Consider the following 14,033-nt stretch of genomic DNA (forward strand, 5'->3'; position numbering starts at 1 on the left):
ACCGTCGCGGGGCCGTAGGGTACGAGGCGGGCACGCACCCGAAAGGCAACCATGCACACCGACGACCCCGCCGCGCTCCTCGACTCCGTCCGCACCGTGATCCGGCTCGCCCGCATCGCGCAGCAGGCCTGCGAGGAGGCCGGGCTGAACCTCGCGCAGTACCGCGCCCTGAACAGCGCGCGCGACGCCGGTCGTCGCGCCTACGAGCTCGCGCAGGCGACGGCGGTCACCCGGCCCGCGGTGACCTCGCTCACGAACGGTATGGTGAAGGCCGGGCTGATCGCCCGGGAGTCCTCGAAGACGGATGGCCGCGGCGTGGTGTTCGTCGTCACCGAGTACGGCAGCGAACGGCTCCGGGAGGCCGAGGCGCTGCTCCTCGCCCGGTTCCGCGAGGTGCTCGGCGACGCGGTCGGCGCGCTCGAGGCGCTCGACACCATCCCACTCGAGCTCGCGCTCGACGAGCAGGTCGACCGGGACTTCGGCGCCCGCGCCTGACGCGAGCGGGCCTGACTCGGGCGCGCCTGACGCGGGCGGGCCTGACGCGCTCGGGTCTGGCGCCGGCGCGCCTGACTCGGGCGGGCGCTACTCGGCCCCCGCCGCGCCCCGCTCCCGGCCGAGCACGAGCGCCGCGAGGACCGCCCCGAGCGAGACCACGGCGGCCACGCCGAACGCCGTGGCGACCGCGACCGCATACCCCTCCCGCGGCACGAGGCCGGCGACCACCGCGCCGAGCACGGCGACGCCCGCGGCGCCGCTCAGCGAGCGCAGCATGCTGACGAGCGAGGTCGTGCGGCCGACGCGCTCCGGAGCGACTGCGAGCTGGGCGACGAGGAGGAACGTCTGCATCAGGGCGCCCATGCCGAGGCCGACGAGGCTCGCCGAGGCCACCACGAGCCAGTCGGGCGGCGACACCGCGATCGACGCGAGCCCGGCGAGTCCCGCCGTGAGGAGCAGGGAGCCCGCGAGCATCGTGCGGCCCCGCGCCCGCGGACCGCGCGACACGAGGTGGCCGCTCACGATCGAGGAGACGAGTGTCGCGGCGAGGAGCGGCGCCACGAGGAGTCCGGTGATCGCCGCTGAGACCCCGCGCGCGAGCTGCCAGTACTGGCTCAGGTACAGCACCGCGGAGAACATGACGGCGCCGATCGCGACGCTGCCGATGACGCTCCAGCGCACCGCGGGCACGGCGAGGGCGCCGAGCTCGACGACCGGATCGGCGACCCGGCGCTCGACGAGCACCAGCGCGATCGCGGCGAGGACGCCCACGCCGCCGAGCGCGACGCCCGGCACCGACCACCAGGGGAACGCGACGCCGCCGAAGGTCACGAGGAGGAGCACGGCGGTGACGGCGACGGCGAGCAGCGCGATGCCCGCGGCGTCGACCCGGAACGCGCCCGGGCCGCGCCGGCGCGGTAGCGCCGCCTCGACGACGACGAGCCCGACGAGCGCGAAGGGGATGAGGACGAAGAACGCGGAGCGCCAGCCGGCGCCGGGCAGCTCGACGAGGAATCCGCCGATGAGCGGACCGCAGAGGCTCGCGATCGACATCGTCGCGCCGAGGTAGCCGAGGTAGGCCCCGCGGCGCTGCCCCGGGACGACGCGGGCGATGACCGCCTGGCTCGCGACGAGGATGCCGCCCATCGCGACGCCCTGGAGCGCCCGGGTGGCGATGAGGCCGCCGAGCCCGGGGGCGAGGCCCGCGCCGAGGCATCCGAGCACGAAGACGACGAAGGCGGACTGCACCACGCGCTTGCCGTCGAAGGCGTCGACGAGCCGGCCCCAGATCGGGATCGTCACCGTCATGGCGAGCAGGGAGCCGACGACGACCCAGCTGCCGCCGGCCGGATCGGCGCCGAGGTCGGCCTCGATCGCCGGCAGCGTGTTGGCGACGATCATCGCGCTCGAGGCCGAGCCGAAGAGGCCCACGGTGAGGCCGACGAGCACGGTCGCGGCGCGGCGCGGCGCCAGCGCATCTAGTTCAGTCACTTAACTAGTATGCCCGGCGTTTCGCGAGTTGCACCATGATTCGGACGACACGCGGATGCCGCACGGCGCGCCGCGGCATCCATCCTGCACCCCGCAGGAGCAACGGGATGGGATGGGAACTCGCGGCTTCTGGATGGCGCGACGCCGAACCGGGCCCCGACGCGCAAGGATGGGAGCGCAGGCAGACGAGGGACGTGACGCAGGAGACATGACGCAGCACACAGCGAAGACCCGGGTTCGATGGTGGATGGCGATCGCCGGAGTCTGCGCGGTGCTCGCCGTCGGCGCGGGCGTGATGACCGCGGGCGTGGGCATGCCGCGCCTCCCGCCGAGCATCCGGGTCGACGCTCCGGACGTGCTCCGCGTCAGCGACGCGTCCGGGGCCACGGCGGAGCTCCGCCTGATCAACGGCGTGTCGCCGGCCGTGGACCCCCGGGTGTCCGAGCTCGACCGGATCGACGAGGAGTCCTACACCGCCGCGGAGGTCCCGGTGGATGCCGACATCGGCTTCCTCATGCCGGGCGAGGAGCCGCCGGCATCGCGACAGGTGCGCGGCCAGGGCGTCGACGAATCCGGGGAGCTCGGCGACATGTACGACCCCCTCGCCTCGTACGTGCTCATCGACGACGGCGAGGGGACGGTGCTCCCCGAGGAGACCGACCTGGACGGCGACCGCACGGCGGCGAAGGGCTCCGCCGGCCTCGTCGTCGAGGTCGACGACCCCGCGGTCTCGCGGCTCTTCCCCGGGTACAACCGGACCGTCCGCGACGAGTCGGGCGCCGAGACGGAGGCGCCCGCCTGGGACGTGCAGTTCGACCTCGCCGCCGCGCACGAGCAGGGCCGCACGAACCTGCCGCTGCCGCTCGGGTGGTACGCCTCGCCGTTCGCGAAGGGGCTCGACGCCGCCGCGCCGTGGCTGCTCGGCGGCTTCATCCTGGCGACGCTCCTCGCTCTGGCGCTGGCCAGGTGGGAATCGGTGCGGGGCCGGCGCAGTGCCGAGGCGGGCGCTGCAGAGACCGACTGAGCGGGGCCGCGGGACGACCGTGGTCGCGTGCGCGTGGATAACTCAGGGAGACGGAGACTTCCAGCACGAAGCGTTGACGCCCCGAGGGCGTCAACGGCGAAGCGCCGGTCCTGCGCCCGACTACGCTCTGGCGGGCCCCGTCGACTCGCGCACCACGAGCTCGGGCTGGAAGAGGTACTCGGTCCTGGACGCTCGGATGCCGTTCATCTCCCCGACGAACGCATCAGCGATGGCCACCCCCATCGCGGTGACCGGCTGTCGGACCGTCGTGAGCGGCGGCCAGGCGTGTCGCGCAATCACCGAGTCATCGAAGCCGACGACGGACAAATCGCGAGGAATCTCAAGGCCTTGCCTGCGGGCCTCCGCCAGTACCCCGACCGCGATGAGGTCGTTCGCGCAGACCACTGCCGTGCAGCCGGCCGCGATCAACGCTCGCCCAGCGCTGATTCCGCCATCGTCGGTGTAGAGCGACGGCTCGATGACGCCGCGCGCTCCATCACCGGCGTGCTTCTTCATCGCGCTGTGGAATCCTTCGGACTTCCGCTGCGCGGCCACGTAGGACTCTTGTCCGACCGCGAGTCCGATCCTCCTGTGCCCCATGGCAGTGAGATGGCGCACGGCGAGCTCCATCGCACTGTGCTCATCAATAGAGAAGAACGGCGCATCGACCCCGGTGCGGTAGCCGTTCACGAACGCCAACGGCAAGCCGAGCCCCAACAGCTGGATGTACCGCTCCATCGGGAATCCTGAGTCGGAGTGTCGGCCGGAGAAGAAGACGATCCCCGCCGCACCGGCCTCGATGAACATGTCGATGTACTCGTCCTCGTCGAGCCCGCCTTCGCTCTGGGAGCCGATCAGCGGGGTGAAGCCTCGACGTGCGAAGTTGGGCCCGAGGGCTTGGGCGAATGCGGGAAAGACCGGGTTGATCAGCTCGGGGAGGAGCAGACCCACCGGACGACCGGTGCGTCGTCGCAGACGCGCCGGCCGTTCGTAACCCAGTAGGTCCAGAGCGGTCAGAACTGCCTGACGCTTGTGTTGAGCGACTCCCGGCTTGTCATTGAGAACGCGGCTGACCGTGGCTTCGCTGACCCCCGCGTGCGCTGCAATATCCGCGAGAGTCGCACCCATGCGGGTAAGGCTAGCATCGGCGAACTCCACCCCGGCTACTTCACGGATCCAGCGGTGAGACCACTCACGATGTACTTCTGGAGCACGAAGAAGAGGACGACCACGGGCAGCGCCGCGAGCACTGCACCGGCCGCGAAGACGGGCCAGTTCGCAGAGGTCTCCTGAGCGATGAACTGGTAGAGGCCGACGGCGAGGGTCTTCCTCTCCGGCGCGGTCAGGAGCACGCTCGCGATGACGAACTCGTTGATCGTCGCGATGAACGAGAGCAGGCCGACCACGGCCAGAACGGGAGCCGAGAGCCGGAGGATGATCGTGAAGAAGATCCGGCTGTGCCCGGCACCGTCGAGCTTCGCCGCTTCGTCGATTGACACGGGGACGGTGTTGAAGAACCCGTACATGAGATACGTATTCACGCCGAGGGCGCCGCCCAGGTAGACCATGATCAGCCCGATATGGGTGTTCAGCCCGAGCGCCGGGAAGATGTCGCCGATGCCCTTCATCAGCAGGAAGATCGCGACCACCGCGAGCAGTTGCGGGAACATCTGCACGAGGAGGATCGTGATCAGCCCGAGCCGGCGTCCGGAGAACCGCATTCGCGAGAAGGCGTAGGCGGCGAGCCCGCCGAGGAGGACCGTGCCGGCTGCCGTCACCAACCCGATGAGCAGGGTGTTCATGAACCATGCTGCGAACGGTTGAGCCGGGTTGCTGAAGAGATTGATGTAGTTCTCCAGGCTGAACTTCGTGAAGAGACCGGTCGAGCCGGCCAGGCTTCCGTTCGGGTTCAGAGATGCGGAGACGATGTACAGGATCGGGAACACCGCGATGACCGAGGTCAGGATGACCACGATGTACTTCGCGGCGAGCGCCCGGGCGGTCCTGCGGCGCTGGGAGGGCCCCTTCGGGACACGCCCGCTCCTCTCCCCGCGGGGGTTCACTTCAGGCGTATGCGACGTGGCCGGGTACGTGTCGATGGACATCAGTTGAGCTCCTCGAGCGTTTTGGTGCGGCGGAAGCTGATCACCGAGATGACCGCGACCAGAACGAAGATGATGATCGAAAACGCGCTCGCGAGGCCGAAGTCGCGTCCCCCGGTCTCGCCGAATGCGACCTTGTAGACCAGGGTGATGAGAATGTCGGTCGCGCCGACGTTCATGTCGGTGGTGATGTCCTGCGGGCCGCCTCTGGTCAGCATGTAGATCAGATTGAAGTTGTTGAAGTTGAACGCGAAGGACGCGATCAGCAGCGGCGCCATCGAGACCATGAGCAAGGGGAGCTTGATGCGCCGGAACACCGCCCATGGTCCGGCCCCGTCGACTTTGGCGGCTTCGACGAGCTCTTCCGGGATGGACTGGAGCGCCCCGGTGGCGACCAAGAACATGTACGGATAGCCGAGCCAGAGGCTCACCATGAGAATGCTGAACTTCGCCAGGATCGGGTCGGTCAACCATGGGATCTGCGCCCCGCCGAAGAGCACTTGGTTGATGAAACCGAACTGCGGGTTGAGCATCCCGCTCCAGATGAGTGCCGAGAGGAAGACGGGGAATGCGTACGGCAGAATGACGAGGACACGGAACGTCCTGCGGAATCGCAGCCGCCAATCGTTCAGGATGAGCGCGAGGAACACACCGACGGCGAAGGTCGCTGCGACGGTGAATCCAGCGAAGACGAAGGTCCAGAGGACCACTGCGATCAATGGTCCTCGAATGGACTCTTCAGTGAACGCTCGAACGAAGTTCTCGAAGCCCACATCGATCTTCCAGCCGGGCATGAGCTGAGTTCCGTCGGCCGCGACGAAGGCGCCGTCCCCGGTGTCCTCGTAGATCCTCCCGGTGGCGGTGTCGATGAACGCGTCGGCGGTTTCGTCGTACTGCATCTTCGCCGAGTAGACGAACGCTTGGGATCCGTCAGGAGTCCGCAGCGCCCCGTCGTTCGGGTCGTCGGTGAGTGGCACGCTCATCGCAGCCAGTTGCTCTTGTTCAGCGAGCACACCGGCGAAGTCCAGCGTGGTGTAGCCCTCGACGGCGACGGCACGGCCGCCTTCGAAATCAGCATCCGCTGGTTGTAACGGCCGGTCCTCTCCACCGATGAGCGCCTCACCGTCGGGGTCGGTCACCAGGAAGGAGAGCTGCCCGAACTGTTCGACGACGACCATCGGATAAGCGGGGGAATCGGGGACCCGAGTGAGCGATTTGTTGATGAGCGCCTCGACGGCGGCTTCCTTCGAGCCGATGTGCCCGTCACCGTAGTTCGTGAAGGCGACGTACCCGCTGTAGATGATGGCGTACATCTGGAAGACCAACAGGAACACAGTTCCCGGGATCAGGTACTTGGCGGGGAGGCTCCCCCTTCGGATGTAGATCCAGTTGATCAGGGCTGCGGCCACCAGCGCGACAGCCGCGAGCACCAAGTCCTCGTTCAACGCGAGGATGAATGCCGCGTAGATGACCACCGCGTCGAGCACGCCGAGGCTGATGATCTTGATCAGCACCACCCAGGTGGACGGTGCGCCGGCAACGGCGCGAGTGGTGGGGCGTTGACGTTTCCGGCTTCTGTCGGTGCTGGAAGGCGATTGCAGTTCGGTGGTGGTCACACGTGCTCCTGAATGCGGTTGGACGGCTGGAAGGGCCGAGGCGGTTGGGGCTCCGCCTCGGCCCGGTCTGTTATCCGCCGACGACTTCGCGGAGCCGTTCGGTCATCGCCTGCCATGCTTCCGTCGGGTCTCCGGCCGTTCCGTTCAGCAGCGCAGACTGAGTGGCGCCGAGGTTGTCCCAGACCGCCCCCATCTCGGGGATCGAGGGCATCGGCACGCCCGTCCGGCCGACCTCGCCGAACGCGCCCACATCGGGGTTCTCGGCGGAGGCGATCTCGAACGCGGAGTTCAGCGCCGGCGGGCGGCCGCCGGCTTCGTAGAGCGCGAGCTGCGCCTCTTCGCTGCCGAGGTAGTTCACGACGAACTCGTTGGCCGCGATGGCATTCTTGCTCTGCGAGCTGACGAAGAAGCCCTGCACGCCCACGAAGGGAGTCGGCGCGTCCGGGCCCGCCTGCGGGATGGCCTCGATGGCGTAGTCGATGCCGCCTTCCTGGAACGCGGGGAGGTTCCACGGACCGGAGAGCATGAATGGCGACTTGCCAGCGGCGAACTCGTCACGTGCGATGTCACCGGTGATGCTGGTGTTGATGATTCCGGCCGCGCCCCACTCGACGAGCTTGGCCGCGAACGCGTTCCCACCCTCGCTACCCACCAACAGCTCGGAGGTGTCGTACCCGTTGTCCGCGTCGAAGGCGAAGAGCGGGGCACCGTAGGAGGTCTGGAGGGGGTACAGGTGGTACGGGTCCGAGTCCACCGGGTCTGAGGGCACGAGCACCGGATACTGGGCGGCGCCGCTCGCGACGACGGCTTGCCCGGCAGCGATCAGCTCGTCCCAGGTGGCCGGGGTGGACGAGGCGAGCGCCGTGTTCCGCAGAAGCGCGATGTTCTCCAGGGAGACTGGCAGCCCGTAGGTGACCTCGTCGTAGGTCATGGCACCGATGGCGACGTCGGAGAAGTCCCCAGCGGTGTCGCCGAGCTCGAGCGGAGCCACGACCCCGTTCTGGACGAGCTGGCCAAGCCAGTCGTTGCCGCCGACCATGACGTCCGGGCCTTCCCCTGCCGGCACCTGCTGGATGAAGTCGTTGCGCATCACATCGCCGTACTCCTTCTGCACGAGCTCGACCTTGATGCCCTTGTCGTCCTCGAACTTCGCAGCGATGTCCTGCATCTCTTCGACACGGTTCGCGTCGACCCAGACGGTGAGCGTGGCCGACGTCGATGACTGCCCGCCTCCCCCGCCCGCCGAGCATCCCGTCAAGGCCAGAGCCAGAATCGCGCTGCCCGCGAAGATCGCGGTCGCGGCTGATCGATTCACCTTCATTGGTGCTGCCTTTCTGCGTGATTGTCAGGGCCCGCACTCGCGAGCACCTCCACGGAGAAGGGGAGCAGCGTCGTTGCGGGTGAGAGCAGATTGCCAGACTCTTGCGAAACTTGCAAGCCGTTTCATGTCTTGCGGGTGGAATTCATCCAGCTCGCTCCGAAGTCCACGAGTTCCCTGAGGCTCATCGCCTCGCAGCTTGCCCGCCCCACCGTCGCGGATCGTGCCACGCTACTCGACCGGAAGGCATCACCGATCACCTCGAAGTCCTCCGACTCGGCCGGCGTTTCCTCCCAGGTGACCCAGCGCCGTTCACCGCCCACGAGCATGGGCGCGCCGTTGGGGACCCTGGGGAGCCGTGCCCGCGAGCGCCACTCCGCGAGATGGAGCGCGGTCGCCTTGTCGAATCCGACGCCGAGGAGCAGGACGACAGCGTCGAGATCGTAGAGTCGCGCAAGAGGCGACGCGTCGTCGAACGGTGAATCGAGATTCTGCTCGGCGGTGACGCCCGCCGCCTCCGGTCCGAGCGCCGCGAACGAGCGGTGAGGATGCCTGCTTCGCCGGACGCCAGGCAGGGTTCGGAACAGCTCGGCAACTGCGCCCATCGACCGCGTCGGAGTTCGCGCCACGTCGAAGACCGGGAGATTTTCCCGAATGCGGGCGCACTCCTCAAACGCCATCGCACCAGGTGCCAAGTACTCAGGATCACAAAGCTGCCAGCTCTGCGATGGCATCACGAGCGTGCCGGCTGGGCCGATCGCTGCTTGAAGGGCATCGATGACCGCTTGCTCGCCGCCGATGACATCCCCGAACGCGGACAACGACGCGTGGACGAGCAGCACCGAGCCGTCACCGATACCGAGCGAGCGAACCGTCGCCTCGATATCCCGTTCGCTGACGGATCGGCCGGCGTTCTGCGTGGTGGCTGAATCGTGTTTCATGACCTGCATGATCTCTCGTGGATGACGATTCACGCAACGCCACCGCTCGCACTCAATTGCCCGAGAGAAGGCCGTATCTCGCCGCGTACAAGACCGCTCCGACGCGGTCACGAACACCCAGCTTTCGCAAGACAGCCCCGACGTGCGTCTTCACGGTGGACTCGGACAGCCAAAGACGTGCTCCGATCTCAGCGTTCGTGAGCCCCTCCAAGAGACACTTCAGGACCTCTTGCTCACGTCGGGTCAGCAGATTGCATTCCTCGGCAGTCTCGGGTGCTTGAGCCAGGCGACGATACCGTCGTACGAGTTCACTGGTCACCCAGTGGGGAAGGGCCACTCCCCCGCCCGATGCATCCCGGACCGCGGCGTGCAGCTCGCCTGCGCTCGCATCCTTCATCAGATAGCCGGCCGCGCCGGCTTCGAGCGCGTCGAACGCTGCGTCGTCGCAGTCGAAACTCGCCACCGCGATCACGCTCGGCGAGGGCTCCCTCTCGACGATGCCTCGGATCGCGGCGATGCCCTCGAGGTATGACCCGTCCAGATCGACGAGGACGACGTCGGGGCGATGGCGTCGCGAGAGTTCGATTGCCTGTGATCGGTTCTGCGCGAGCGCTACGACTTCGAAGCCCGGCTGGCTTTCGAGCATGAGCGCGAAGCCGAGCCGCATCAGTTCCTGACCGTCGGAGATGAGTACCCGGATGCTCATCCCGCCACCGCACGGTGTGGGTATGCCGCGCAGGCCCAGTCCGCGTCCATATGCCTACCTCCCGCAGTCGGCGCTGCGTTCGCTTTCGAGCTTGCAGCAGCGCCGCTGCCGCAGGCGAACTCCTACAGAAGTACCGATTCCCAGCCCACCCCTTGGCGAGTCCGATGAGATGAGCCACGATGTGCGAGTGAAACTCATTGCAGATACTGATAGTAGCGTCACCCTGTCGCGTCCTTCGAAGCCGTCCTTGGGGTCTGGAGCGGCGTGGATTTGGGTGGCGCTGTCATCGCTCGCCATTGTGGGATATGCCGTCACTCCGTACGTCACCGCCTCCCTTGCAGATCTTGCCGCCGATCACGTGGGTCTCGCGCAGGACTATCTCAACCAACCCCTCCCAGTGGTCGTCGCGTTCTACGCGCACGTGATATCGGGCGGGATCGTCCTCCTGCTCTCGCCGGTGCAATTCATCGGCGCGCTTCGGGCACGCACTCCTCGACTGCACCGGTGGATCGGCAGGCTCATCCTTCTCAGCGTCGCTGTGGCTGGGGTCTCCGCGCTCGTGATCGCACCGTTCAGCCCGGCGGGGCTGTCCGGTCTGTTTGGGTTCGGAATGATGGCAGCACTCTGGCTCGGAACGGCTGCGGCAGCGTACCGAGCGATCCGCCGACGGGATGTTCCGAGCCACCGAGCCTGGATGATTCGGAACTTCGCGCTGACGTATTCCGCCGTCACGCTTCGCGTCTGGATGGGTCTCCTGATCTTCGCCCAAGTACCGTTCGGCGGGTCCGAGTTCGACAGCGCGTTCAGCAACGCCTACTCGGTCGTCCCGTTCCTCGGCTGGATTCCGAACCTGGTCGTCGCGGAGCTGATCATTCGTCGACGGGGGTTGCCGACGTTTCGGCTTGTCTCGGATACGACGCGCATCCGGGCGGTGCAGCCCTGATGCTCGGGAGCATTCAAGAAGTCGTCACGAATTGCGAGGATCCGAGCAAGCTCGCCGAGTTCTGGGGCAGCTTGCTCGACGCAACGTGGGCAGTCGACGGGTCGGAGTGGGCCATCGTGGCAGAGGCGCCGGTCTTCCTCGCATTTCGGCGTGCCCCGAGTGAGCGACGGTACCCGCGAAGCAACTTGCACCTCGATGTCGTCGTCGACGACCTCGAAGGCATGGTGCAACGTGCCGTCGAACTCGGCGGATCGGTTCTCCGGGAGCCTGTTTCAGAGGGGGACGGCGGCTTCGCTGTACTCGCGGACCCTGAGGGCAATCGCTTCTGTCTTGTCGTCGATTGTGGGAACCGCTGGAGTGATCGGCAGCGCAGCTTTCTCTCCCGTGGGGCCAGGCCGTCCGGATCGCCGTCAGCTCGGAGCGTTTCCGCTGCTCCTGAGCAGTGATTGGACGCGTTCAGCCGTCATGGCCGGGAACTCCTTCCACCCGTGTTCCAACACAACGCGCGCGAGCAGCGCGACATCTCGTGCCGATTGCTCGATCGGCTGAGCGAGAGCGTGGTCGAGCTGCGTAGCTATGTGCGGGTACGCGGCGTCGAAGCGTCGGGAAGGGTCCAGCGGATCCGAGCGCGCTGCGCCCGCCGGGAGGACGCGTGCACGTATCGCCCGGAGCAGATGGTCGACCGCCCAGCCTCGCACGAAACGCCCGGCGGCGATGCGCTCGCCCCGACAGGCTCGACCGTATCCGATGAGGAGTTTGATGTAGGCAAGGGCGACTTCGTTCGCCGGGTCAATCGCAGGGAGCGCAGCGAGACGGTCCTGCCCCGCGTCGACGAAGTCCCGCATCCGCGGATCTCCGAACATCAGCTTCGCCTCATCCAGCGGTGCGGCTGCGAGCTCCTTGGTCGTTCCAACGGCGAACTCGAGGACATGGCCGTCGTCGTAGAGCACCGAGAAGCCGAGCTCACCTTCGCGGGCGACGCACAGCACACGTTGCGGATCGGGGAGCCAATCGAGGTTCGCACGGGCCGACTCGACGTGCTCCTCTTCCACGAGCGCGAGGAAGTCGTGGTCGGACCATCGGTCTCGACGGTGTCCCGCAGCGGCCGACCCGAGGAAGACGAGTCCGTGTGCACCAGGTACGCCTGCGAAGCCGCCCGCGAGGCGGTCGCTGAACGCGTCGAACTCAGCGAGGTCACGCATTGGCGTTGACCCGCTCGGGAGCGGACGCGCGTGCCGTGACCAGCGTGCGAACCGCCCAGACCCCGAAGGCCGGCCCGTCCGCCTCCCAGAGCAGCCGCGCACCTTCGCGTCGGAATGCGATGCTCCCGAACGTCAGCGTAGGAGCATCCTCGAGCGCTTCAGCGACGTTGAGCGGCAGCGCGAGTTCGCTGGGCGATCGGAATGCCATCACGAGTTCGGCGCCCTCATCGCTTTCCCGCAGGAAGGCCAGGCACTCGCTGTCGGCAGAGAGCCAGCGCAGGCCGCCGGTCTGCAGGGCGACCGACTCTCGCCGAAGGCGACCGAGCTCGCTGTATGCAGCGAGCAGTCGGGGGTGCTCTTCCCACGGCAGGGGCGTCCGCGATCCCTCCCCATTGCGTCCGCGGAGTCCGAACTCGTCACCCGCGAAGACGACCGGGGTACCCGGCAGCGTGTACGAGAGTCCAGCAGCGACCAGTTGGCGCTCGTCGTCAGCCTCTTCCGCAAACCGAGCAGTGTCGTGGGTGTCGATGGCGTTCATCGCGAGGAGCTTCACCGACCAGGGATATGGCGCAGTGAATCGTCGGTAGCTCTCGACGACATCCGCGGCAGAGTATGCGGGAGCGGATTCGTAGGGGATGCCGAAGTCGCGCCGATTGATCGTCGGGCTTCGAAGCCAGTTCCAGACTGGACGAGTGAAGGACGGGTAACTCATGGGCGCATGCCACCCTTCGCCGTCGAAGTCCACTGTGGCGTCGTTGGTCGACTCTGCGAAGAGCACTCGACCAGGGGCGACTTGGTCCATCGTCGCTCGCACCGTCCGCTGAATCGTCCGATTGAAGTCATCTGTTCCGAGTCGGCCGCTCATGTTGGCTACATCGACTCTCCAACCGTCGAGGTTGAATGGCGGGAGGAGCCACTTCGCAACCACGCAATCGTCCCCCTCGATGAACCGCCGGCGCAGTTCTCGCGAGTCCCAGTTGAGCTTCGGAAGGCTGGGCAGGTCGTACCAACCGACATAGTCGGTGTGGTCGGTGTCGTTCCAGTAGTAGAAGCCCGATTCGACGGCGCCGGGTTTGGCGAACGCAGCTCGGAACCACTCGTGCCCGTCGCCGGTGTGGTTCGTCGTGAGGTCGCCGATCACCCGCATCCCGCGCGCGTGCGCCGCTTCGACCAGGCGGACGAGCGCTTCGTCGCCACCGAGCAGCGGGTCGACCCGGTCGAAACTGGAAGCGTCGTACCGATGGTTCGATTGCGCTGGAAAGAACGGCGTCAGGTAGAGGAGGGTCACCCCGAGTCGCTCCAGGTGGCCCAGCCGCTCCGTGATGCCGTCGAGATCTCCGCCGAAGAACTGGCGCGAGGTCGAGGGCCCCTCCGCGACCGGCGCGTCCTGCCACTCCGCTGGCTCGGCCCAGTCCGGAATGTCACGGGACGCGCCTGAACTCCTCGCGAAGCGGTCCGGGAAGATCTGGTACATCACCTGCTGGTGTGCCCACGGCGGCGGCGGCGGAAACGAGGTCGTTCGGAAGTCGCTGCTGTCTCGCGGCTCAAGCGACTCCAGACCGTCCGCGGACAACCAGCGCGTGCTCCCGTCCTCGAGGTTGATGAGGAATCTGTACTTGGTGATCGGGTTCGGGAGCGCGAAGTTGCCTTCCCACCATTCCGCCGCGGTGTCCCAGTCGGGGGAAGCCGCACCGGGCAAGAGCGGGAAGAAGCACGGTTCCGCGTCACAGACCACACGAACGAACACTGAGCGCGGAGCACCGAATCCATGAGGAACTCGCACGCGAACGAACTGTGTCGCGCCCACACCCCGTCCACGGGTCGACATATAGAGAGACGAACCATCGTGATGCGGTCGGTCGTAGTAGCAATTCATGAGATGACGCTGGCTCCCCTGCATAGACGAGTGATGTTGCGGCGACCTTAGCAAACTCATTTCATGGTTTGAAAGATTTTGCAATCGGTGTGTCCTGTGGGATCCTGCGTGATGTTCGTCGACTGCACCAAAGGAGCTGCCAATGGCCATCCGCCGCAAGAATCACTTCGAGCTCGCTCGTGACGCTCGAGACGAGTGGTGGCGGACGGCCGTGATCTACCAGATCTACCCCCGCAGTTTCGCCGATGCGAACGGTGACGGGATGGGCGATCTCGCGGGCATCGCGAGCCGCCTCGATGCCCTCGCCGAGCTCGGCGTC

General features: G+C 66.9%; 14 protein-coding genes. 5 read left to right on the forward strand and 9 right to left on the reverse strand.

The window, feature by feature from the left end; all coding sequences use genetic code 11:
• Positions 1-51: 51 nt before the first annotated feature.
• On the forward strand, positions 52-495 hold the full coding sequence (locus ROT00_RS17360) for a MarR family winged helix-turn-helix transcriptional regulator (protein ID WP_404776293.1): 444 nt from the start codon (positions 52-54) through the stop codon (positions 493-495).
• A gap of 87 nt (positions 496-582) precedes the next feature.
• Here the strand turns inward: ROT00_RS17360 and ROT00_RS17365 are convergent, their stop codons facing one another.
• Positions 583-1,986 carry an MFS transporter gene (locus ROT00_RS17365; RefSeq protein WP_404776294.1) on the reverse strand — a complete coding sequence of 468 codons (1,404 nt, stop codon included), beginning with the start codon at positions 1,984-1,986 and terminating at the stop codon, positions 583-585.
• A 208-nt stretch (positions 1,987-2,194) separates the two neighbouring features.
• Between ROT00_RS17365 and ROT00_RS17370 the strand changes: the two genes are divergently transcribed.
• Positions 2,195-3,010 (forward strand): hypothetical protein, encoded by an 816-nt coding sequence (locus ROT00_RS17370; protein WP_404776295.1) that lies wholly within the window; start codon positions 2,195-2,197, stop codon positions 3,008-3,010.
• A gap of 120 nt (positions 3,011-3,130) precedes the next feature.
• Here ROT00_RS17370 and ROT00_RS17375 read toward each other — a convergent pair whose 3' ends face one another.
• From ROT00_RS17375 to ROT00_RS17400, 6 genes are all read right to left on the reverse strand, one after another.
• Positions 3,131-4,138, reverse strand: coding sequence for a LacI family DNA-binding transcriptional regulator (locus ROT00_RS17375; RefSeq protein WP_285465133.1), 1,008 nt, complete (start codon positions 4,136-4,138; stop codon positions 3,131-3,133).
• Between the two features lie 35 nt (positions 4,139-4,173).
• A complete protein-coding gene (locus ROT00_RS17380; protein ID WP_404776296.1) occupies positions 4,174-5,115 on the reverse strand; it encodes a sugar ABC transporter permease in 942 nt (313 codons plus the stop codon).
• Positions 5,115-6,728, reverse strand: coding sequence for an ABC transporter permease subunit (locus ROT00_RS17385; protein ID WP_404776297.1), 1,614 nt, complete (start codon positions 6,726-6,728; stop codon positions 5,115-5,117). The genes ROT00_RS17380 and ROT00_RS17385 overlap by 1 nt, the downstream gene beginning before the upstream one ends.
• A gap of 70 nt (positions 6,729-6,798) precedes the next feature.
• Positions 6,799-8,049: a sugar ABC transporter substrate-binding protein gene (locus tag ROT00_RS17390; protein ID WP_285465136.1), complete on the reverse strand. Its 1,251-nt coding sequence runs from the start codon at positions 8,047-8,049 to the stop codon at positions 6,799-6,801.
• Between the two features lie 122 nt (positions 8,050-8,171).
• A complete protein-coding gene (locus ROT00_RS17395; RefSeq protein WP_404776298.1) occupies positions 8,172-8,987 on the reverse strand; it encodes an AAC(3) family N-acetyltransferase in 816 nt (271 codons plus the stop codon).
• Between the two features lie 52 nt (positions 8,988-9,039).
• The gene (locus ROT00_RS17400) at positions 9,040-9,693 is read right to left on the reverse strand and encodes a response regulator transcription factor (protein ID WP_404776299.1); all 654 of its coding nucleotides are present in this window, start codon (positions 9,691-9,693) and stop codon (positions 9,040-9,042) included.
• Between the two features lie 187 nt (positions 9,694-9,880).
• Between ROT00_RS17400 and ROT00_RS17405 the strand changes: the two genes are divergently transcribed.
• Together ROT00_RS17405 and ROT00_RS17410 are read left to right on the forward strand one after the other, a co-directional pair.
• Positions 9,881-10,636 carry a DUF2306 domain-containing protein gene (locus ROT00_RS17405; RefSeq protein ID WP_404776300.1) on the forward strand — a complete coding sequence of 252 codons (756 nt, stop codon included), beginning with the start codon at positions 9,881-9,883 and terminating at the stop codon, positions 10,634-10,636.
• Positions 10,636-11,082 (forward strand): VOC family protein, encoded by a 447-nt coding sequence (locus tag ROT00_RS17410; RefSeq protein WP_404776301.1) that lies wholly within the window; start codon positions 10,636-10,638, stop codon positions 11,080-11,082. The genes ROT00_RS17405 and ROT00_RS17410 overlap by 1 nt, the downstream gene beginning before the upstream one ends.
• Here ROT00_RS17410 and ROT00_RS17415 read toward each other — a convergent pair.
• Both ROT00_RS17415 and ROT00_RS17420 read right to left on the reverse strand, forming a co-directional pair.
• Complete coding sequence (locus ROT00_RS17415) at positions 11,047-11,838, reverse strand: hypothetical protein (RefSeq protein ID WP_404776302.1); 792 nt, start codon at positions 11,836-11,838, stop codon at positions 11,047-11,049. The two genes, ROT00_RS17410 and ROT00_RS17415, sit on opposite strands and share 36 nt — an antisense overlap.
• Positions 11,831-13,714, reverse strand: a complete 1,884-nt coding sequence (locus ROT00_RS17420) for a glycoside hydrolase family 13 protein (protein ID WP_404776303.1) — start codon at positions 13,712-13,714, stop codon at positions 11,831-11,833. Before ROT00_RS17420 ends, ROT00_RS17415 begins: the two co-directional genes overlap by 8 nt.
• Before the next feature lie 142 nt (positions 13,715-13,856).
• Here ROT00_RS17420 and ROT00_RS18325 point away from each other — a divergent pair.
• Positions 13,857-14,033, forward strand: a 177-nt coding sequence (locus ROT00_RS18325; protein WP_472974913.1) for an alpha-amylase family glycosyl hydrolase, incomplete at its 3' end; no start/stop codon positions are given.

Source organism: Agromyces mediolanus (assembly GCF_044917495.1).
GTDB classification, from domain to species: domain Bacteria; phylum Actinomycetota; class Actinomycetes; order Actinomycetales; family Microbacteriaceae; genus Agromyces; species Agromyces mediolanus_B.

Coding starts and splice junctions, on each gene's coding strand:
- ROT00_RS17360 (WP_404776293.1), top strand. CDS start 52: ATGCACACCGACGACCCCGCCGCGCTCCTCGACTCCGTCCGCACCGTG.
- ROT00_RS17370 (WP_404776295.1), top strand. CDS start 2,195: ATGACGCAGCACACAGCGAAGACCCGGGTTCGATGGTGGATGGCGATC.
- ROT00_RS17375 (WP_285465133.1), bottom strand. CDS start 4,138: ATGGGTGCGACTCTCGCGGATATTGCAGCGCACGCGGGGGTCAGCGAA.
- ROT00_RS17380 (WP_404776296.1), bottom strand. CDS start 5,115: ATGTCCATCGACACGTACCCGGCCACGTCGCATACGCCTGAAGTGAAC.
- ROT00_RS17390 (WP_285465136.1), bottom strand. CDS start 8,049: ATGAAGGTGAATCGATCAGCCGCGACCGCGATCTTCGCGGGCAGCGCG.
- ROT00_RS17395 (WP_404776298.1), bottom strand. CDS start 8,987: ATGAAACACGATTCAGCCACCACGCAGAACGCCGGCCGATCCGTCAGC.
- ROT00_RS17400 (WP_404776299.1), bottom strand. CDS start 9,693: ATGAGCATCCGGGTACTCATCTCCGACGGTCAGGAACTGATGCGGCTC.
- ROT00_RS17410 (WP_404776301.1), top strand. CDS start 10,636: ATGCTCGGGAGCATTCAAGAAGTCGTCACGAATTGCGAGGATCCGAGC.
- ROT00_RS17415 (WP_404776302.1), bottom strand. CDS start 11,838: ATGCGTGACCTCGCTGAGTTCGACGCGTTCAGCGACCGCCTCGCGGGC.
- ROT00_RS17420 (WP_404776303.1), bottom strand. CDS start 13,714: ATGAATTGCTACTACGACCGACCGCATCACGATGGTTCGTCTCTCTAT.